Annotated in this window: 14 protein-coding genes; 5 read left to right on the forward strand and 9 right to left on the reverse strand. The window is 70.8% G+C overall.

Annotated features, from left to right (window positions below; genetic code table 11):
- Positions 1-94: 94 nt before the first annotated feature.
- Together F603_RS0108785 and F603_RS0108790 are read right to left on the reverse strand one after the other, a co-directional pair.
- Positions 95-751, reverse strand: coding sequence for an MBL fold metallo-hydrolase (locus F603_RS0108785; protein ID WP_019545636.1), 657 nt, complete (start codon positions 749-751; stop codon positions 95-97).
- Between the two features lie 31 nt (positions 752-782).
- Positions 783-1,481: a maleylpyruvate isomerase family mycothiol-dependent enzyme gene (locus tag F603_RS0108790; protein ID WP_019545637.1), complete on the reverse strand. Its 699-nt coding sequence runs from the start codon at positions 1,479-1,481 to the stop codon at positions 783-785.
- Between the two features lie 216 nt (positions 1,482-1,697).
- Here F603_RS0108790 and uvrA point away from each other — a divergent pair, with 216 nt between their 5' ends.
- Both uvrA and F603_RS0108800 read left to right on the forward strand, forming a co-directional pair.
- Positions 1,698-4,661 (forward strand): excinuclease ABC subunit UvrA, encoded by a 2,964-nt coding sequence (gene uvrA / locus F603_RS0108795; RefSeq protein WP_019545638.1) that lies wholly within the window; start codon positions 1,698-1,700, stop codon positions 4,659-4,661.
- A gap of 56 nt (positions 4,662-4,717) precedes the next feature.
- The gene (locus F603_RS0108800; RefSeq protein WP_469817368.1) at positions 4,718-5,182 is read left to right on the forward strand and encodes a Rieske (2Fe-2S) protein; all 465 of its coding nucleotides are present in this window, start codon (positions 4,718-4,720) and stop codon (positions 5,180-5,182) included.
- Between the two features lie 56 nt (positions 5,183-5,238).
- Here the strand turns inward: F603_RS0108800 and F603_RS0108805 are convergent, their stop codons facing one another.
- Positions 5,239-6,600: an MFS transporter gene (locus F603_RS0108805; RefSeq protein ID WP_019545640.1), complete on the reverse strand. Its 1,362-nt coding sequence runs from the start codon at positions 6,598-6,600 to the stop codon at positions 5,239-5,241.
- Between the two features lie 588 nt (positions 6,601-7,188).
- On the opposite strand from F603_RS0108805, the gene F603_RS0108810 reads away from it, so the two are divergent.
- Entirely contained in the window at positions 7,189-10,443 is a 3,255-nt protein-coding gene (locus F603_RS0108810) for a phosphodiester glycosidase family protein (protein ID WP_019545641.1), read from the forward strand.
- A 68-nt stretch (positions 10,444-10,511) separates the two neighbouring features.
- On the opposite strand, the gene F603_RS0108815 is transcribed toward F603_RS0108810, so the two are convergent.
- From F603_RS0108815 to uvrB, 3 genes are all read right to left on the reverse strand, one after another.
- Positions 10,512-11,492 carry a TerC family protein gene (locus tag F603_RS0108815; protein WP_019545642.1) on the reverse strand — a complete coding sequence of 327 codons (981 nt, stop codon included), beginning with the start codon at positions 11,490-11,492 and terminating at the stop codon, positions 10,512-10,514.
- 421 nt (positions 11,493-11,913) lie between these two features.
- A complete protein-coding gene (locus F603_RS0108820; protein ID WP_019545643.1) occupies positions 11,914-12,489 on the reverse strand; it encodes a TerD family protein in 576 nt (191 codons plus the stop codon).
- 211 nt (positions 12,490-12,700) lie between these two features.
- On the reverse strand, positions 12,701-14,851 hold the full coding sequence (gene uvrB, locus F603_RS0108825) for an excinuclease ABC subunit UvrB (RefSeq protein ID WP_026328254.1): 2,151 nt from the start codon (positions 14,849-14,851) through the stop codon (positions 12,701-12,703).
- Positions 14,852-15,054: 203 nt separating this feature from the next.
- Here uvrB and F603_RS0108830 point away from each other — a divergent pair, with 203 nt between their 5' ends.
- Positions 15,055-15,924: a glycerophosphodiester phosphodiesterase gene (locus tag F603_RS0108830; RefSeq protein WP_019545645.1), complete on the forward strand. Its 870-nt coding sequence runs from the start codon at positions 15,055-15,057 to the stop codon at positions 15,922-15,924.
- A gap of 129 nt (positions 15,925-16,053) precedes the next feature.
- Entirely contained in the window at positions 16,054-16,638 is a 585-nt protein-coding gene (locus F603_RS0108835) for a methylated-DNA--[protein]-cysteine S-methyltransferase (protein WP_245600729.1), read from the forward strand.
- A gap of 31 nt (positions 16,639-16,669) precedes the next feature.
- Here F603_RS0108835 and F603_RS0108840 read toward each other — a convergent pair whose 3' ends face one another.
- The 3 genes from F603_RS0108840 to F603_RS0108850 form a co-directional block, all read right to left on the reverse strand.
- Positions 16,670-17,419 (reverse strand): PIG-L deacetylase family protein, encoded by a 750-nt coding sequence (locus tag F603_RS0108840; RefSeq protein WP_019545647.1) that lies wholly within the window; start codon positions 17,417-17,419, stop codon positions 16,670-16,672.
- Between the two features lie 35 nt (positions 17,420-17,454).
- Positions 17,455-18,270, reverse strand: a complete 816-nt coding sequence (locus F603_RS0108845) for an MHYT domain-containing protein (protein ID WP_019545648.1) — start codon at positions 18,268-18,270, stop codon at positions 17,455-17,457.
- Between the two features lie 171 nt (positions 18,271-18,441).
- On the reverse strand, positions 18,442-18,897 hold the full coding sequence (locus F603_RS0108850) for a type II toxin-antitoxin system PemK/MazF family toxin (protein WP_019545649.1): 456 nt from the start codon (positions 18,895-18,897) through the stop codon (positions 18,442-18,444).
- Positions 18,898-19,082: the final 185 nt, after the last annotated feature.

Raw genomic sequence — 19,082 nt, forward strand, 5'->3', positions numbered from 1 at the left:
CACCCTACGACGAGCCACCGACGGCCAACCGGGCCTGTGGACAACCCTCGGCACACCCCGGGGAGCACCTCGCGCACGCCCGGAGGCGCACGCGCTACCACCCGCGCCGGCGCCACTCCTCGACGTTCGGCCGCTCCGCTCCGAGCGTGGTGTCGTTCCCGTGACCGGGGTAGACCCAGGTCTCGTCGGGGAGTTGCTCGAAGAGCTTCACCTCGACGTCGTTGAGGAGCTGCACGAACGCGTCCGCGTCACCGAAGGTGTTGCCGACGCCGCCGGGGAAGAGGCAGTCGCCGGTGAAGAGGTGGGGATGGCCGTGCGGGTCGTCGTAGACGAGGGCGATCGAGCCCGGCGTATGGCCGACGAGGTGGCGGGCCGTCAGTTGGATTCCGCCGATCTGGACGACGTCGCCGTCGTCGAGGAGGACGTCGGTGTGGACGGGGATGCCTTCGGCGTCGTAGCGGCCCGCGTAGGTGCGTGCGCCGGTCGCCTGCACGACCGGTTCCAGGGCCTGCCAGTGGTCGCCGTGACGGTGCGTGGTGAGGACCGCGCGGATGCCGTCGTCGCCGATGAGGCTCAGCAGGGTCTCCGGTTCGTTGGCCGCGTCGATCAGCACCTGCTCGCCGGTGGTGCGGCAGCGCAGGAGGTAGGCGTTGTTCTCCATCGGGCCGACCGCGACCTTGGAGATCATCAACTGCTGCAACTCGTGTACGTCGGCCGGGCCGCCGACCTTGACCGTTCCGGTGTATGGCATGGCCTCAGGGTAGGCGGCCCGGCACGTGTACTCAGAGCCCGGGAAGCACGGGGAGCGCGGTGTTGGCGCTCAGTCCGGAGCCATCGGTGCGGCCCGTGACCCAGCCGAGGAGCGCCGTCGCCGTGCCCGTCACGACGACTGCCGGTTCGCCGGGGGCTCCCGTGTGGTGGATGCCGCCGGCCTCGGCGCGCAGCTCGACGGAGTCGGCGAGCTGCGGATGCCCCTCGAACCGCTCGGCGACGGCGGCGAGTTCGCGCTCGACGAAGTCGGCGGGGAGGTCGTCGAGGGTGTAGCCGATGGCGAGGTCGACGTGGTGCAGCTCGACCTCGGCACGCCGCCTGAAGGGCAGCGAGCCCGCGCGGTCGACGACGCCGTTCCGGAGCTCGACGGTCCGCTCCCAGCTCGCGTCGTCCTCGGCGGCGAAGGCGGCCGCGAGCCGGGAGGCGGACTCGCGCAGGTCCTTCAACTGCTCCGCGTGCACGCGGGGCGCGTCCCGCTCGATGTCGGCCTCGCGCACGGCCTCGTCGGCGTACATCGGGCCGCCCCGCAGGACGTTGAGGAGGGCATCCGCGTTCCTGGCGAGGTGGGCGACGACGTGGCCGCGGGTCCAGCCGGGCAGGTGCGAGGCGGCGCCGAGGGAGGCGTCGTCGAGGGAGGAGACGGCGGCGAGGAGGCGGTCGCTGGAGGCCTGGAGGAGGGCGTTGTCAGTGGCGGGTGGGATGTTGGACATGAGCAGAACCTAGCCGTGGTCCGGCGAACCCGAAATCCCGCCTCTCGGGACGTCGGGGCCGCGCAGAACGTCAGCAATTCGAATGTCCGTGCTATAGAGTCGACAGGTGGCACCGCTCGAAAGCCAGGCACGCACGAGCGGCGCCGCCATACCCTTGGACGGGGTCCCCGATCCGTCGCGGGGAGCCCTCCACACACACGAAAGGTGCCAACCGGCGTGGCCGACCGTCTTCTCGTCCGTGGCGCGCGCGAGCACAACCTGCAGAACGTCTCGCTCGACCTCCCGCGCGACTCCCTCATCGTCTTCACCGGCTTGTCGGGCTCCGGCAAGTCCTCGCTCGCGTTCGACACGATCTTCGCCGAGGGGCAGCGCCGCTACGTCGAGTCGCTCTCCGCCTACGCGCGCCAGTTCCTCGGGCAGATGGACAAGCCCGACGTCGACTTCATCGAGGGCCTCTCCCCCGCGGTCTCGATCGACCAGAAGTCGACGTCGCGGAACCCGCGCTCGACGGTCGGCACCATCACCGAGGTCTACGACTACCTCCGCCTCCTCTACGCGAGGATCGGCAAGCCGCACTGTCCCGAGTGCGGCCGCCCGATCGCGCGGCAGTCCCCGCAGGCGATCGTCGACAAGGTGCTCTCGCTGGAGCCCGGCAGCCGCTTCCAGGTGCTCTCCCCGCTCGTCCGCGAACGCAAGGGCGAGTTCGTCGACCTCTTCAACGACCTGCAGACCAAGGGCTACAGCCGCGCCCGCGTCGACGGAACAACGGTCCAGCTCTCCGACCCGCCGAAGCTCAAGAAGCAGGAGAAGCACACGATCGAGGTGGTCGTCGACCGCCTCACCGTCAAGGAGAGCGCCAAGCGCCGACTGACCGACTCCGTCGAGACGGCCCTCGGTCTCTCGGGCGGCATGCTCGTCCTCGACTTCGTCGACCTGGAGGAGGACGACCCGCAACGCGAGCGGATGTTCTCCGAGCACCTCTACTGCCCGTACGACGACCTCTCGTTCGAGGAGCTGGAGCCCCGCTCCTTCTCCTTCAACTCCCCCTTCGGCGCCTGCCCCGTCTGCACCGGGATCGGCACGCGGATGGAGGTCGACCCGGAGCTGATCGTCCCCGACGAGGAGAAGTCGCTCGACGAGGGAGCGCTCCACCCCTGGTCGCACGGGCACACGAAGGAGTACTTCGGCCGCATCATCGAGGCACTCGCCGACGCGCTGGGTTTCCGCACCGACATCCCGTGGGCCGGCCTGCCGGCGCGCGCGAAGAAGGCGCTGCTCCACGGCCACAAGACGCAGATCGAGGTGCGCTACCGCAACCGCTTCGGGCGCGAGCGCGCCTACACGACCGCGTTCGAGGGTGTCGTGCCGTTCGTCAAGCGGCGGTACCAGGAGGCCGAGACGGACGCGAGCCGCGAGCGGTTCGAGGGGTACATGCGCGAGGTGCCCTGTCCCACCTGCGAGGGAACCCGGCTCAAGCCGCTCGTCCTCGCCGTGACGGTGCAGGGCAAGTCGATCGCCGAGGTCTCGGCGATGTCGATCGTGGAGTGCGCCGGGTTCCTCGGCGAGATGACGCTCGACCGCCGGGAGCGGAAGATCGCCGAGCGGGTCCTCAAGGAGGTCAACGAGCGGCTCCAGTTCCTCGTCGACGTCGGCCTCGACTACCTCACGCTCAACCGCGCCGCCGGCACCCTCTCCGGCGGCGAGGCGCAGCGCATCCGGCTCGCGACGCAGATCGGCTCCGGGCTCGTCGGCGTCCTCTACGTCCTCGACGAACCGTCCATCGGCCTCCACCAGCGGGACAACCACCGGCTGATCGAGACGCTCGTCAGGCTGCGGGACCTCGGCAACACCCTGATCGTGGTCGAGCACGACGAGGACACCATCAACGCCGCCGACTGGGTCGTCGACATCGGCCCGGGCGCCGGCGAGCACGGCGGCAAGGTCGTGCACTCGGGCCCGCGCGAGGAGCTGCTCCGGGCGAAGGGTTCGATCACCGGCGACTACCTCACGGGGCGCCGCGAGATCCCGATCCCCGAGGAGAGGCGCCCGGTCGATCCGGACCGCCAGCTCGTGGTGCGGGGCGCCAAGCAGAACAACCTCCAGGACGTCGACGCCGCCTTCCCGCTCGGCGTGCTCACGGCAGTCACGGGGGTCTCCGGCTCCGGCAAGTCCACCCTCGTCAACGACATCCTCTACACGCACCTCGCACGCGAGCTCAACGGCGCCAAGCTCGTGCCGGGCCGGCACGTCCGCGTGGACGGCATCGAGGAGGTCGACAAGGTCGTCCACGTCGACCAGTCGCCGATCGGGCGCACCCCGCGCTCCAACCCGGCCACCTACACCGGCGTCTTCGACCACGTGCGGAAGCTTTTCGCGGAGACCACGGAGGCGAAGGTCCGCGGCTACCAGCAGGGGCGGTTCTCCTTCAACGTCAAGGGCGGTCGCTGCGAGAACTGCCAGGGCGACGGCACCATCAAGATCGAGATGAACTTCCTGCCCGACGTGTACGTCCCGTGCGAGGTCTGCCACGGCGCGCGGTACAACCGCGAGACGCTGGAGGTGCACTACAAGGGCAAGAACATCGCCGAGGTGCTCGACATGCCGATCGAGCAGGCGGTGGAGTTCTTCGGCGCCGTCCCGAGGATCGCCCGCCACCTTCGGACGCTTAACGACGTCGGGCTCGGCTACGTCCGCCTCGGGCAGCCGGCGCCGACGCTCTCCGGAGGCGAGGCGCAGCGCGTGAAGCTCGCCAGCGAGCTCCAGAAGCGGTCGACGGGACGCACCGTCTACGTCCTCGACGAGCCCACGACCGGCCTTCACTTCCAGGACATCAGCAAGCTGATCTCGGTGCTGGAGGGCCTCGTCGACAAGGGGAACACGGTGATCGTCATCGAGCACAACCTCGACGTCGTCAAGACCGCCGACTGGCTCCTCGACCTCGGCCCCGAGGGAGGCGGAGGCGGCGGCCTCGTCGTGGCGCAGGGCACCCCCGAGGAGGTCGCGGCGGTACCGGCGAGCCACACGGGCAAGTTCCTCCGGGACGTCCTCGGCGACAGGTTCAGCGACGCCTCACCGCAGCTCGGCAGCGCGGCGTCTGGAGCGAAGGCGAAGCGCGCTCCGGCGAAGAAGGCGGCTGCCAAGAAGAGCGCGGCCAAGAAGGCGGCGCCGAAGGGGAAGTGAGCAGCCGGGCAGGGTCCGAGCGCCCTGCCCGGTGACCGGGGCGTAGGGTGCGCCGTGTGACAGAGAGCGCCAGGAGACCCGAGGTTCTCCCCGACCGACCGCAGGCAGCACGGCGTACGGTGCTCTGCGGCGCCGCACTCGCGGCGCTCGGGCTGGGGACGGCGGGCTGCGCGGGAGCCGAGTCGCAGAGCTCGGGCGACGCCGCTCCCTCCACCCCCATCGACCTCGGCTCGGCCGACGCGGTCCCCGTCGGCGGCGCGAAGCTGTACGCGGAGGAGCAGATACTCGTCTCGCAGAAGGGCAAGGGCGAGTTCAAGGCGTTCAGCGCCGTCTGCACCCACCAGGGGGCGAAGCTCTCGAAGGTCGAAAACGGCACGGCCGAGTGCCCGCTCCACGGCAGCCGGTTCAGCGTCGAGACGGGCGAGGTCGAACACGGCCCCGCGACGGCGCCGCTGCCGGAGATCCCCGTCGACGTCACCGAGGACGGGAAGCTCGTCACCGATCCCGGCAAGGCCGGGTGACCAACGGGACCGGGCCGGCGTGCGGCAGCGCCAACCGCCGCGCGCCGGCCGTGCGTTCAGATGCGGTAGCGGCGCAGCGACGGCAGCGCGAACGCCAGCGCCAGCATGAAGACCACCACCAGTACGCCCCCGACGGCCGCAGCCGTGCCGGGCCCGACCGCGGCGCCCGCCGTCCCGTGCACCAGGTCCGCCACCCGCGGTCCACCGGCGACCACGACCGTGAACGCGCCCTGCATCCGCCCGCGCATCGCGTCCGTCGCCACTGACTGAAGTATCGACTGCCGGAAGACCATCGACACCATGTCGGCGACCCCCGCAGCCGCCAGAAAGCCCACGGCCCACCAGAGGTTGGGGCTCCACCCGAACCCGGCCACCGCGGCGCCGAACCCGACCACCGCGAGGATCACCATCCACCCGTGGGAACGCGCCCGCGAGAACGTCCCGGAGAAGAGCCCGCCGGCGACGGCGCCGATCGGGATCGCGGCGTAGAGGAGTCCCAGCGCGAGCCCTTCGCCCCACGGCGCGTACGTCGTGGCGGCGAGCTGCGGGAAGAGCGCGCGGGGCATACCGAAGACCATCGCGATGATGTCGGCGACGAAGGAGAGCAGCAGCACCTGTCGCGCCCCGATGTACCGGAACCCCTCGGAGAGTTCGCGCCAGCCGGCGCGTCTGCGCCGTGGTCTGCTCTCTTCCGGTGCTGCGTCCTCGTCGGCGTCTAGCGGCGGGAGCGGCGGAAGCCGCCAGACCGCCCACAGAGCGAGGCACAGCGCGAGCGCGTCGATCAGGTAGAGCTCGGCGAGGCCGATGAGGGGTATCAGCGCACCGGCGAGGAGCGGCCCGACGATCATGCCCGTCTGCGCGACCGTCGAGCCGAGTGCGTTGGCCGCGGGGAGTTCGTCGCGTGGGACGAGGCGTGCGATGGCTGCGCTGCGTGTCGGGGAGTTGATGCCGAAGAACGCCTGCTGGAGAGCGAGCAGGACCATCAGCACCCACACGGAGTCCAGGCCGACGAACGCCTGGACCCAGAAGAACGCCGAGGTGACGGCGATGCCTGCGTTGGTCACCAGCATCAGCTTCCGCCGGTCGACGGCGTCCGCGATGGCGCCGCCCCAGAGGCCGAAGACGACGAGCGGCACCAGCCCCGCGATGCTGGAGTACCCGACGGCCGCGGAGGAGCCGGTGATGTCGTAGACCTGCTTCGGGACGGCGACGGCGGTCAGTTGGCTCCCCACCGCGGTCACCGCCGTCGACGACCACAGCCGGCGGAAGGCAGGACGCCGCAGCGGACGCGTGTCCGCGACGAAGCGCCGCCACCCCCTCGGCTTCGCCGGTACCGGCTCCGCCTCCGCCGGTTCGGCGGTCTGCTCCTCCGGTCTCTCGTCTCGGCCGGATCGTCCTCCGGCCCGGACGCCGCCCACCGCGGCTCCCTTCACTCGCGTCCGGCCGCCCGCAAGCACGGCGGACGGGCACACGGTCGGGTGCGACGGTGTGCCTCAGCACTGTAGTGCGGTTTGGGAGCTGACAGGACGGGTGTCCGCTGGTCGGGCAGCCGTGCTCCGTTCCCCTGCGGCCCGATGCGGCCCTCGACGTGTCCCGGACCGCACCGGCCGGCGCGTCATGCCACCGGGTTCGCCGTCCGTGGCGCAAACCTTGTCCCGCCGTGGCGAGCACGCGAAGCATGCGGCGCTCTCCCGGTCGCTCGGCAACGGCACGCATGTGGCGGATGGTTGGGCAGGTGTTCTTGTCGACTTCTCTCCTTTGTCTGGTGCAGATCTCGCCTCCTTGGGACCCTGTGCCGCGTTGTCCGTGGAAATACGGATGTAGCTCACGTTCTAGGAGGGACGTTGAGGCGAACAGGCACATACAGACGACGCGCTGTACGGCCGCTGCTCTCGGCAGCGGCCGTTTGCGCGTTGGGGGCGGGGTTGACGCCGCCCGCGTCGGCGGAGTCGCCGGCGGCTCCTGCGGCCGCCACCGAGAAGGCCCCTGCCGGCTCCGACCGCGGGATGGAGCTGGCGCGGCAGACCCGACCGGTCGCTCCGGGCGCCGAGTTGACGTCGTTCGAACGGTTGGAGCCCGACAAGTGGCTGCGAGCCGACGCCCTCAGCGTCGACCTCGGCGGCGGCACGCAGGCCGACTACCTCTCCTCGGGGAAGGTCTCCGAGCGCCGGCCGGTGAGCGAACTCGCCGAAGCCCACGACCCGGGCCCGGACCGCAGGACCGTCGCCGCCTTCAACGCGGACTTCTTCGACATCGACGAGACGGGCGCCCCGCTCGGCCCGGGCACCGAGAACGGCGAGCCGACGCACTCCCCCGATCCCGGCAACTCGGAGGCCGTCGCCATCGGCCCGGACGCCGCAGGCAAGGTGCTCGACCTCTATTTCGAGGGGAAGCTGACGCTCCCCTCCGGCGAGGAGAAGCTCGACGGCTACAACGCGGCGAACGTCCCGGCGGACGGCGTCGCGCTCTACAACTCCCGTTGGGGCAAGGCCGATCGCGCCCTCACCGTGGAGGCGCGCGACGAGGTCGCCGAGGTCGAGGTGCGGGGCGGCCGGGTCGTCGCCGTCCGGGACGCCCCGGGGGACGCGCCGGTCCCCCGGGGCGCGACGGTGCTGCTCGGGCGGGGTGTCGGCGCCAAGAAGCTCGCCGGACTGAGCCGGGGTGACCGCGTCGCGACCGAGTACCACGTGCGCACGGCGGGAGGAGGCCCGGTGCCCAGGACCGCCGTCGGCGGGCGCGGGGTGCTCGTCGCCGACGGTGTGGCGCAGGACTGGGACGGCAAGCCCAACAACGCCGCGGCGCCGCGGACGGCGGTGGGCTTCTCCAGGGACGGTCAGACGATGCACGTTCTGACGGTCGACGGACGGCAGGCCGCATCCGGCGGAACCACGCTCACCGAGCTGGCGCGGATGATGAAGAAGCTCGGCGCCTACAACGCGCTCAACCTCGACGGCGGCGGCTCTTCGACGCTTCTCGCCCGCCAACCCGGCCAGGAGCACCCGCAATTGGAGAACTCCCCCTCGGACGGCGAAGAACGCGAGGTGCCGAACGGCCTCGCGCTCACCGCCCCGGCGGGCAGCGGGCACCTCAAGGGCTTCTGGGTGGACACGGCGACCGACCCGGACAAGGCGCCGACCGCCGACCCGATGCCGTCCGGCCATCCGGAGCGCGTCTTCCCCGGCCTCACGCGGCAGTTGCGCGCGGACGGCTACGACGAGACCTACGGCCCCGCTGACGGCCGCCCGAGCTGGCGCAGCTCGAAGCCGGGCGTCGGGGAGGTTTCCGGGGCCGGGGTGTTCACGGCGGCCAGAAGCGGAACAGCGGAGGTGAGCGCGCGCAGAGGGAGCGCCGACGGTGCCCGGGACCTCACCGTGATAGGCGACCTCGACCGGGTGGCGCCGACCCGGGAGCGAGTGGGGCTCGCGGACGCGGAGGCCGAGGCCGAGTTCGGCGTCGTCGGCTTCGACGCGCAGGGGACGAGCGCACCCGTCGAGCCCGCCGACGTCGCACTCTCCTACGACACCTCGCTCTTCGAGATCACCGAGGGCGAGGGTGAGGAGCACGGCGTCTTCACCGTGCGGGCGAAGCCGGGCCACGAGGACGCGTCCGACACGGTCACCGTCGAAGTACAGGGCGTCACAGCAGAGTTGGCGGTCACGGTCGGCCTCCGCGACCAGGACGTCGCCGACTTCGAGGACGCCGACGACTGGACCTTCGACGCCGCCCGCGCCTCCGGCGCGGCGAAGGCGACCCCCGACGGGCACACCGGCCAAGGGCTCCGACTGACGTACGACTTCACCCAGTCGACGGCCACGCGCGCCGCGTACCTCTCCCCGCCCCAGCCCGTGCGCGTCGGGGGGCAGCCCCAGTCCTTCGGGGTCTGGATCAAGGGCGACGGCCACGGTGCCTGGCCCTCACTGGAGTTGACGGACGCGGCAGGCGCGAGCCAAGTGCTGCGCGGCGACCACGTCGACTGGGAGGGCTGGCGGCACCTCACCCTGCCGGTCCCCGAGGGCGCCGCCTATCCGTTGACGGTGAAGCGGTTCTACCTCGCGGAGACACGGCCGGGCGAACAGTACAAGGGCGATGTCGTCGTCGACGGCCTGACGGCGCAGACCCCGCCGGACGTCGAACTCCCGTCGGCGGCGCGGCCGCAGGACCCGCTCATCTCCACTGCGGCGGACGTCGAAGGGCGCGACTGGCGGTTCGCCGTCCTCTCCGACGCACAGTTCGTGGCGCGGGAGCCCGACGGAGAGAACGCCGAGCAGGCCCGGCGGACGCTGCGTGAAGTGAAGGCGGCCGCGCCCGACTTCGTCGTCGTCAACGGGGACTTCGTCGACGAGGGGTCTCCCGAGGACCTGGCCTACGCGCACCGGATGCTCGACGAGGAGCTGGGCAACGAGGTGAAGTGGTACTACGTGCCGGGCAACCACGAGGTGATGGGCGGCGAGATCGACAACTTCGTGGAGGAGTTCGGCCCGGCGAGACGCACCTTCGATCACAAGGGCACCCGGTTCGTCACGCTCGACACCTCCTCGCTGACGCTGCGCGGCGGCGGGTACAGCCAATTCACCGAGCTGAGGCGGCAGTTGGACGCGGCAGCAAAAGACCCTTCCGTCCGGTCGGTCGCCGTGATCCAGCACGTGCCGCCGCGCGATCCGATGCCGCAGGCGGCGAGTCAACTCACCGACCGGAGGGAGGCGCAGCTCCTGGAGGACTGGCTCTCCGAGTTCCGCGAGCGCAGCGGGAAGGGTGCCGCGTTCGTCGGCGGCCATGTGGGCGCGTTCGACGCCTCGCGCGTCGACGGGGTGCCGTACCTGGTCAACGGCAATTCGGGGAAGGGACCCGCTGCCCGTCCTGAGCAGGGCGGCTTCACCGGGTGGTCGCTGCTGGGTGTCGACCGCCGTGCGCCGGGCGGCGACTGGATCTCCGTGCAGACGCGGGCGCACGTCGACGACCTCCGGTTGCGTGCACCGGAGCGGCTAGCCGTCGGCGATGCGGGCGAGGCGTCGGCGACCGTCGTGCAGGGCGAGGGCGGCTCCGCGCGGAAGGTGCCGGTGGACTGGCCGGTCAGCGCCGACTGGCGGGGCTCGCGCGGGGTCTGCGTCGACAAGGACGCGCGACCCGGCGGCCCCCCGGCGCGCTGCACGGTGGGGCTCGACTCCGCGACCGGGGAGCTGCGGGGCCTGCGTCCGGGGACGGTGACGCTCTCCGTCACGGTCAACGGCGAACGTGCCGCGCAGCGGCTGAAGGTGGGGTGAACACCGTCGTCGTGTGACCGGCCGAGGACCGGGGTGCCGGACGGAGGTCCGGCACCCCGGGAGCGCCGTCAGCGGTCGGCCTTCTTTTGCTCCTGCGCCTCCCGGGAAGCCCTGCGGGACGCGTGGAGGGAGGTGATCGTCGTGACCACGAGGACGCCGCAGATCACCGAGAGCGACACGGGGATGCTGATCTCCGGGACGTGGACGCCGTACTCGTGGAGGGCGTGCAGCAGGAGCTTGACGCCGATGAAGCCCAGGATCACCGAGAGCCCGTAGGAGAGGTGGACCAGCTTCCGCAGCAGGCCGCCCAGGAGGAAGTAGAGCTGGCGCAGGCCCATGAGCGCGAAGGCGTTGGCGGTGAAGACGATGTACGGGTCCTGGGTGAGGCCGAAGATGGCGGGGATCGAGTCGAAGGCGAAGAGGATGTCGGTCGAGCCGATCGCGAGCATCACGAGGAGCATCGGCGTCATGAGGCGGCGGCCGTTCTCCACCACGAAGAGCTTGGTGCCGTGGTACTGGTCCGTGGAGGGGAAACGCCGCTCCACCAGCTTCATGAAGCGGCTCTCCTCGTACTCCTCTTCCTGCTCGTCCTGCGCGGCCTCGCGGATCAGCTTGACGGCCGTCCAGATCAGGAAGGCGCCGAAGAGGAAGAAGACCCAGGAGAAGGTCGAGATCACCGCTGCGCCCGCGGCGATGAAGGCGGCGCGGAGGACGAGGGCGATGAGCACGCCCACCATCAGCACGCGCTGCTGGTAGATGGAGGGCACCGAGAACTTCGCCATGATCAGGATGAAGACGAAGAGGTTGTCGACGCTGAGCGACTTCTCCGTGATGAAACCGGCGAAGAACTCGCCCGAGGGCGTCGGCCCCGCGAAGAACCACAGCCCGAGGCCGAAGAGCCCGGCGAGGGCGACCCAGACGACCGTCCAGGTGCCGGCTTCCTTGAGGGAGACCTCGTGCGGTTTTCGGCCTCCGACGAAGAAGTCGACGGCGATCAGGGCGCAGAGACCTGCGATGGTCAGCGCCCATGTGGCGATGGAGATGTCCATCCGTACACCTTCCGGCTTGCGAACACGCATCGACCGGAGGTCTCTTCCGCCCGCGGCTCGCGCCGGGACCGGCGCTCCGGGTCCGGGCTCTGGCCGGCCGTACTGACGGAGTCACCGCGTCCGGGAATACTCCCCTCCGCTCAAGGGAGAGTAAAGCAACCCCAAATGAAGTTAAAGTGAACTGGTCAGCGGCGCGCCCTGAGAGCGACGAGCGGTGACCGCAGCGGCTCTGCGCTGCGGTGAGCGGCCCGACGAGGAGCGCGCAGGCGAGGGCAGGGACGCCCGTGCGTGCGGCGGCAGTTCACCTGGAATTCACCCTGTGGGCCGACCGCGTACGGACGCCGGGGGCGGCCGGCCCTTCCATTCCCGACCGGCACGCGCCCCGCGCCCCTGGCTGCGGAACGCGGGGGCGCGAGCGAGGTTACAGGTAAGGCTGGATCGCGGGCATCAGGTCCTGGAAGGTGCGGCCGTTGCTGTGGGCGCCGAGCGCCGTCATCTGCCAACCCCCGTCCTGGCGGTGGACCTTGGCCATGATCTGCGCGGTGTAGTCGCCGCCGCCCGTGAGGGTGTAGCGGGCCAGCTCCTGGCCGTTGGTCTCGTCGACGAGGCGGCAGAACGCGTTCTCGACCTCGGCGAAAGTCTGGCCCGTGAAGGAGTTCACGGTGAAGACGATCTGGTCGATGTGCGCCGGCACCCGCGAGAGATCGACCAGGATCGACTCGTCGTCCTCGTCGTCCCCCGCGCCGCCGACGAGATTGTCGCCCGTGTGCTTCACCGAGCCGTCGTCGCTGACCAGGTGGCGGAAGAAGACGACGTCCTTGGGCTCGCCCGAGGCGAAGAGCACCGCCGAGGCGTCGAGATCGATCTCCTTGGGCTTGCGGAAGAGCCCGCGCCGCGGCGCCGCCTTCCAACCGAGGCCCATACGCACCGACGTCAGGGTGCCCCCGCCCCGCTTCTCCAGGCTCACGGCCTGACCCTTGGACAAGTTGACCGACACGTGCGTCCCCTCTCGACATAGCTGGCTGCCGCCGGGCTTCCGGCGACGGTCATGTCCCGCACCCTACGGGCGTGTGCACGCGCACCCAACGGGCTGTCGGTGCTCCGTGGCCTTCCCGCAACACTCGCACCGCCCGTCCGCGCTCCGGCAGTCGGACGCGGCGATGCTCCAATACGCAAGCACACAGAACGACTTGAGCGCGCCGTGCTCCCTACTTCAGGCCGACCTCCTGCATCTGCCGGAGCTCCTTCTTCATCTCGGAGACCTCGTCCCGCAGCCTCGCCGCCACCTCGAACTGAAGCTCTGCGGCCGCGGCCCGCATCTGCTCGGTGAGCTGCTCGATCGACTCCGCGAGTTCGGCTGCGGGGCGGTCGGTGAGCTCCTCGGCCCCCTTGCCCCTTTTCTTCGCCGGTGCCGGCGCCTTCCCCTTCTTCGCCTTGCCGCCCGCCTGTTCGGCCTGCTGGCCGCCCTTGGCCGGCTTGCCCGTCGTCTGGCGGTACCCGCTGCCGAGGAGTTCGGTGGTGTCGACGTCCTCGCGTGCGATGTCCGCGACGATGTCGCCGATCTTCTTGCGGAGCGGCTCCGGGTCGATGCCGTGCTCCTCGTTGTAGGCGATCTGCTTCTCTCGGCGGCGGTTGGTCTCCTCGATCGCCTGCTGCATCGACGGCGTGACGCGGTCCGCGTACATGTGGACCTGACCCGAGACGTTCCGGGCCGCGCGGCCGATCGTCTGGATCAGGGTGGTACCGGAGCGCAGGAAGCCCTCCTTGTCCGCGTCGAGGATCGCGACGAGCGAGACCTCCGGGAGGTCGAGGCCCTCACGGAGGAGGTTGATGCCCACGAGGACGTCGAAGTCCCCCGAGCGCAGCTCTCTCAGCAGTTCGACGCGGCGGAGCGTGTCGACGTCGCTGTGGAGATAGCGGACCTGGATGCCGAGTTCGATGAAGTAGTCGGTGAGGTCCTCGGCCATCTTCTTGGTGAGGGTGGTGACGAGGATGCGCTCGTCCTGCTCGACGCGGGTGCGGATCTCGTGGACCAGGTCGTCGATCTGGCCCTCGGTCGGCTTGACGACGACCTGCGGGTCGACGAGGCCGGTGGGGCGGATGACCTGCTCGACGTAGCCGTCGGAGCGGGAGAGCTCATATTCCCCCGGGGTGGCCGAGAGGTAGACGGTCTGACCGATCCGCTCGGTGAACTCCTCCCATTTCAAGGGGCGGTTGTCCATCGCCGAGGGGAGGCGGAAGCCGTGGTCGATCAGCGTGCGCTTGCGGGCGGCGTCGCCCTCGAACATCGCGCCGATCTGGGGGACGGTCTGGTGGGACTCGTCGATGACGAGGAGGAAGTCCTCGGGGAAGTAGTCGAGGAGGGTGTGCGGGGCGGAGCCCGGGTCGCGGCCGTCGATGTGGCGGGAGTAGTTCTCGATGCCCGAGCAGGTGCCGACCTGGCGCATCATCTCGATGTCGTAGCTTGTGCGCATCCGCAGGCGCTGCGCCTCCAGCAGCTTGTTCTGCTTCTCCAGCCCCGTGAGGTGCTCCTCCAGCTCGGCCTCGATGCCGGTGATCGCCCGCTCCATGCGCTCGGGGCCCGCGACGTAGTGCGAGGCGGGGAAGATGTAGAGCTCGTCGTCGTCCGAGATGACCTCTCCGGTGATGGGGTGGAGGGTCGAGAGCGCCTCGATCTCGTCCCCGAAGAGCTCGATGCGGACGGCGAGCTCCTCGTAGACGGGGAAGACCTCGACGGTGTCGCCCCTGACCCGGAAGGTGCCGCGGGTGAAGGAGACGTCGTTGCGGGCGTACTGGATCTCGACGAGGCGGCGGAGGAGGCCGTCGCGGTCGATCTCCTCGCCCACCTTCAGCGGGACCATGCGATCGACGTACTCCTGCGGGGTGCCCAGACCGTAGATGCAGGAGACGGAGGAGACCACGACGACGTCCCGCCGGGTGAGGAGCGAGTTGGTCGCACTGTGGCGGAGGCGCTCCACCTCCTCGTTGATCGAGGAGTCCTTCTCGATGTAGGTGTCCGTCTGCGGGACGTACGCCTCCGGCTGGTAGTAGTCGTAATAGGAGACGAAGTACTCGACGGCGTTGTTCGGCAGAAGCTCGCGGAACTCGTTGGCGAGCTGGGCCGCGAGGGTCTTGTTCGGCGCCATGACGAGGGTCGGACGCTGGAGCTGCTCGATCATCCAGGCCGTGGTGGCGGACTTGCCCGTGCCGGTGGCCCCGAGCAGCACGACGTCCTTCTCACCGCCGTTGACCCGCTGCGACAGCTCGGCGATGGCCGTGGGCTGGTCGCCGCTGGGCTGATAGGGGCTGACGACCTCGAAGGGCGCCACCTTGCGTTCGATCTCTGTCTTGGGCCGCATGTCCCCCACGGTACGGCTCCGCACTGACAACCGGGCGTGCGCGAGTCAGGGCCCGACCGGCGAGAAGGTGTCGGGGGTGCATAAACTGATCTGTACCGATACGGCGACTTCACCTCACCTTTGCCTCATTCACGCTTTCTTGTACTGATCATCGGGAACGCTGCCTGCGCAATCCGTGACAGCACAGATGCGAGGAGTCCCGAATGTCGATACGCGCCGTCGCCCCCGCAGCAGGTGGTGTCCTCCTGAGCGGGGTGCTCCTCCTCTCCACCGCCCCGTCGGCCCAGGCCGCAGCGAAGGCCGCACCGCTGCCCGTGGCACACCGCGGTGCCTCCGCCTACGCTCCGGAGAACACCCTCGCCGCCGTGGACAGAGCCCACGAGCTGGACATCGACTGGGTGGAGAACGATGTCCAGCGCACCAAGGACGGCGAGCTGGTCGTCATCCACGACACCACGCTCGACCGCACCACCGACGCCGAGGAGGTCTTCCCCGACCGCGCCCCCTGGAACGTCGGCGACTTCACCCTGAAGGAGATCGGCCGGCTCGACGCCGGTAGCTGGTTCGACAAGGGCTTCAAGGGCGAGCGCGTGCCCACCCTCGAGCAGTACCTGAACCGGCTCGACGACACCGGGCAGAACCTGCTGCTCGAACTGAAGTCGCCGGAGCTCTATCCGGGCGTGGAGGCCGAGATCCTCAAGGAGCTCGACGAGAAGGGCTGGCTCGACCGGGGCCACGTCCGGGACAAGCTGATCCTCCAGAGCTTCGACGCGGATGCCGTCAAGACGGTCCATCTCACCGAACCCACGGTGAAGACGGGCTTCCTCGGCAACCCGAAGGTCGACGAGCTCGCCGACTACGCGAAGTTCGCGGACCAGATCAACCCGCAGTACACGGCTGTCACCAAGGAGTACGTCGACGCCGTACACGAGCACGACGGACCGCACGGGCGGCCGCTGGAGACCTTCACCTGGACCGTCAACGACGCGAAGACGGCACGTTCCATGGCCGACGCCGGCGTCGACGGGCTGATCTCCAACAAGCCGGATGTGGTGCGGGACGCGGTGAGCTGATCCGCGCCCGCTCACGCCCGGGGCTCCACGCACCAGCCCCCGGCACGCACGCCGTGCCGGGGGCGCTGTGCGTCCCGCCCCCGGCTGCGGGCGCGCAGGATGTCAGTGCCCGGACGTAGAGTCCTCGGCATGGCTGAAGCGCGGAACGGAGAGAAGACGGCAGGCGCCGGTTGCGTGTGGGCGGTGCACCGCGCGCCGATCGGCCCGCTCCTCCTCGCGGCGACGGAGCGCGGGCTCGTCCTCGTCGCCTTCCACGCCGACGCGCGCTCGGTCGACCGCCGGCTGGAAGAGCTGCGCGCAGGGCTCGACGGCCCGCCCGTCGCGCGGGCCGAGGCAGCGGCGGGCCGGGCCGCGGACCATCTGGACGCGGCGGCAGCGGAGTTGGCCGCGTACTTCGCCGGCCGGCTGCGCTCCTTCAGCGTCCCGCTCGACTGGTCGCTCGTCGGCGGCTACCAGCGGCGCGCGCTCCAGGAGCTCGCCGCCTCCGTCCCCTACGGCTGCACGGCGGAGTACGGCGAGCTGGCCCGCCGCACGGGCGAGCCCGACGCCGCACGCGCCGTGGGGGCGGCGATGGGGGCCAACCCGCTGCCCGTCGTGGTGCCGTGCCACCGGGTGGTGGCCAGCGCCGGCGGGATCGGCGGCTTCGGCGGTGGGCTGGAGACGAAGCGGGAGCTACTGGCCCTGGAGGGGGTGCTGCCGGAGCCGCTCTTCTGAACCGGAGGACGGCCCTCGGCGCGGTCGGACCTCAGCGGGAGTAGACCTCGAAGGCGACCGCGCGGCTGCCGCCGTGGCGCTCGGCCGCCGGGACCAGGCCGCCGTGCACCACCGCACGCGCGTGCCTCTCGGGGTCCGAGCTGCCCAGGCCGGTCAGGTAGGTGCGGTGGGCGAGGAGCGACTCGACGGCCCGGTCGACCGACCGCTCCTGCACCGCCGCTGCATGCGTGGGCTGCGGCGATCCGGCGACGGCGACCCAGCGGACGCCGCCCCACGGCTGGAGGTCGCCGGAGTCGAGCTGGTCGGCGAAGATCCACCGGTTTCCCGCGTCGCCGACTGCATCGAGGACGCTGCGGCCGACAGCGCGGTGGTCGGGGGTGTTCCAGCTCCCCGGCGCCCAGGTGTCGTGGTGGTTGATGGTGAGGATCAGCTCGGGGCGGAAGGCGCGCAGCACCGCCGTGATGTCGGCGCGCAGTCGTGGCCCCTCCTCCAGGACGCCGTCCCGGTGGTCGAGGAAGTGCACCTCCTCGACGCCGACGGCGTGCGCCGCCTCGCACTGCTCGGTCTCGCGCAGGGCCGCGCATTCGACCGGCTCCAGTCCGTCGATCCCCGCCTCACCGCGGGTCACGAGGAGGTAGGCGACCTCCTTGCCCGCGGCCGTCCACTCCGCCACGGCCGCGGAGCCGCCGTACTCCATGTCGTCCGGGTGCGCGACGACGGCGAGTGCGCGCCGCCAGTCGTCCGGCATCGGCTCCAGCTCCGGCGTCTCTTCGGCAGCCATGCCCTTCCGCCTCTCGTTCCGGGTCCATGCGGTCGTCAACGGTGCTCGAACGGGGTGCGCTCCAGTCTCCCGCCCGCCGTCCCACCCGGCCGGGAGCCCGCGCTGCGCTTCGCGCCGCGCTCCGTCGTCGGGTCGAGGGTGACGAAGAGCCCCACGAAGAGCAGCAGGAGGACGGGACCGACGAGGATCAGCGCGAGCGTGCCGACCGTCGAGGTGGCCTCGCTCGCGGCGCCGTCGTACGCATGCACTGTGGCCGCGCCTATGGCGGTGTAGTGCATGCCGCTGACGGCAATCCCCATGATCAGCGCGGCGCCCAGCGGGGCTCCGAGGAACTTCACTGACGTGGCGAACCAGAGCGCGACCGTCGCGGCGACGATCGCGATGGCGAGGGAGAGCGCAACGGTGGGCCCGTCGTAAGAGATCGTTCCCGGCATTCGCATACCGGCCATGCCGAGGTAGTGCATCCCGGCGACGCCGATCCCGGTGACGATCCCCCCGCCGAGCAGCGCGGCGGTACCGCGGTCGCGCCGTCCGACGAGGAAGATGCCGAGCCCGATCACGACCACTCCGACGAGCAGGCTCATGTACGTGGTCACGAGGTCGTAGCCGATCTCCATGCCGCGTGCGCTGAACCCCGTCATCGCCACGTAGTGCATCGCGAAGACCCCGGCACTGATGGCGACGGAGCCGAGCAGCAACCACCCGCTGCGGTCGCTCGGCTTCAGCGTGCGCGCGCGGGCCGTGCAGCGCAGCCCCACCGCACTGCCGAGGCACGCCATCGCGTACGCGGCGAGCGGGACGAGCGGGCCGTGGCTGAACCCGTCGACGGGGACGGCGGCGGCGGTGTACATGGACGACCTCTGGCGGGAAGCGGTGGAGGGCTCGGGCGGGCACACGGGCGACGCGTGCGGCGGGGCCTCACTTTAGAGAGGCCGCACCCCTTCTGCGAGGGTTTCCCCGGAAGAGGGGAACGCACGGACCGGTCGGCCCCAACTTCCGTTGCTGCTCGGCCAGTTGGGGGGTCAGCGCCAGTGGTAGAGCTGACGCAGCCTGTCGACGACCGCGTTGAACCGGGCGCGGTCGAGCGCGCACGCCTCCCGACGCATCCCGTCGGTGTGGACGCGCAGCACCCGCGCGACGCCCACCCAGGAGTCGCGGCCCTCTGCGTCCCACGGCCCCGAACCGAGAGGAAGCCACTCGGGGTCGTCCTTGCGCACGCGGGAGCTCAACTGCACGGCAAGGAGCGTCTCCCCGTGCTCCCTGGCGACGACGAGGACGGGGCGGTCCTTGCCGCGTCCGTCGTACTCCTCGTACGGCACCCAGGTCCATACGACCTCGCCCGGGTCGGGTCGACCGTCGGGCTCGGGGGCGTACGCCGTGCGTACGGGGCCGACCGCGTGCGGGTCGACCTCGCAGGTGGCCGTGGGGCCGAGCCGACCGGGGAAGGCGGCCGGGGCTTCGTCGAGCTCGTCTGTCATGGACGCCAAACTATCGGCCGAACGCGGGCGTTGGGGCTCCGGGCGGAGGGGAGGCCCGTGAGGCGGTTGCCGTACGGTGGGGCCGACGGGTCAGGGGCGTGCGCAGCAGGGAAGGCTTGTCGACCGAGGTGGAGTCTGCTAACGCGATGAGCCGGGAGCCGGGAGCCGGGAGCCGGGAGCCGGGA

This window comes from Streptomyces sulphureus DSM 40104 (assembly GCF_000381025.1).
Lineage (GTDB): Bacteria > Actinomycetota > Actinomycetes > Streptomycetales > Streptomycetaceae > Streptomyces > Streptomyces sulphureus.

Excerpts from the sequence above, each read along its gene's own strand:
- F603_RS0108785 (WP_019545636.1), bottom strand. The coding sequence starts at position 751 with ATGCCATACACCGGAACGGTCAAGGTCGGCGGCCCGGCCGACGTACAC.
- F603_RS0108790 (WP_019545637.1), bottom strand. The coding sequence starts at position 1,481 with ATGTCCAACATCCCACCCGCCACTGACAACGCCCTCCTCCAGGCCTCC.
- F603_RS0108810 (WP_019545641.1), top strand. The coding sequence starts at position 7,189 with ATGGAGCTGGCGCGGCAGACCCGACCGGTCGCTCCGGGCGCCGAGTTG.
- F603_RS0108815 (WP_019545642.1), bottom strand. The coding sequence starts at position 11,492 with ATGGACATCTCCATCGCCACATGGGCGCTGACCATCGCAGGTCTCTGC.
- uvrB (WP_026328254.1), bottom strand. The coding sequence starts at position 14,851 with ATGCGGCCCAAGACAGAGATCGAACGCAAGGTGGCGCCCTTCGAGGTC.
- F603_RS0108830 (WP_019545645.1), top strand. The coding sequence starts at position 15,055 with ATGTCGATACGCGCCGTCGCCCCCGCAGCAGGTGGTGTCCTCCTGAGC.
- F603_RS0108835 (WP_245600729.1), top strand. The coding sequence starts at position 16,054 with ATGGCTGAAGCGCGGAACGGAGAGAAGACGGCAGGCGCCGGTTGCGTG.
- F603_RS0108840 (WP_019545647.1), bottom strand. The coding sequence starts at position 17,419 with ATGGCTGCCGAAGAGACGCCGGAGCTGGAGCCGATGCCGGACGACTGG.
- F603_RS0108845 (WP_019545648.1), bottom strand. The coding sequence starts at position 18,270 with ATGTACACCGCCGCCGCCGTCCCCGTCGACGGGTTCAGCCACGGCCCG.
- F603_RS0108850 (WP_019545649.1), bottom strand. The coding sequence starts at position 18,897 with ATGACAGACGAGCTCGACGAAGCCCCGGCCGCCTTCCCCGGTCGGCTC.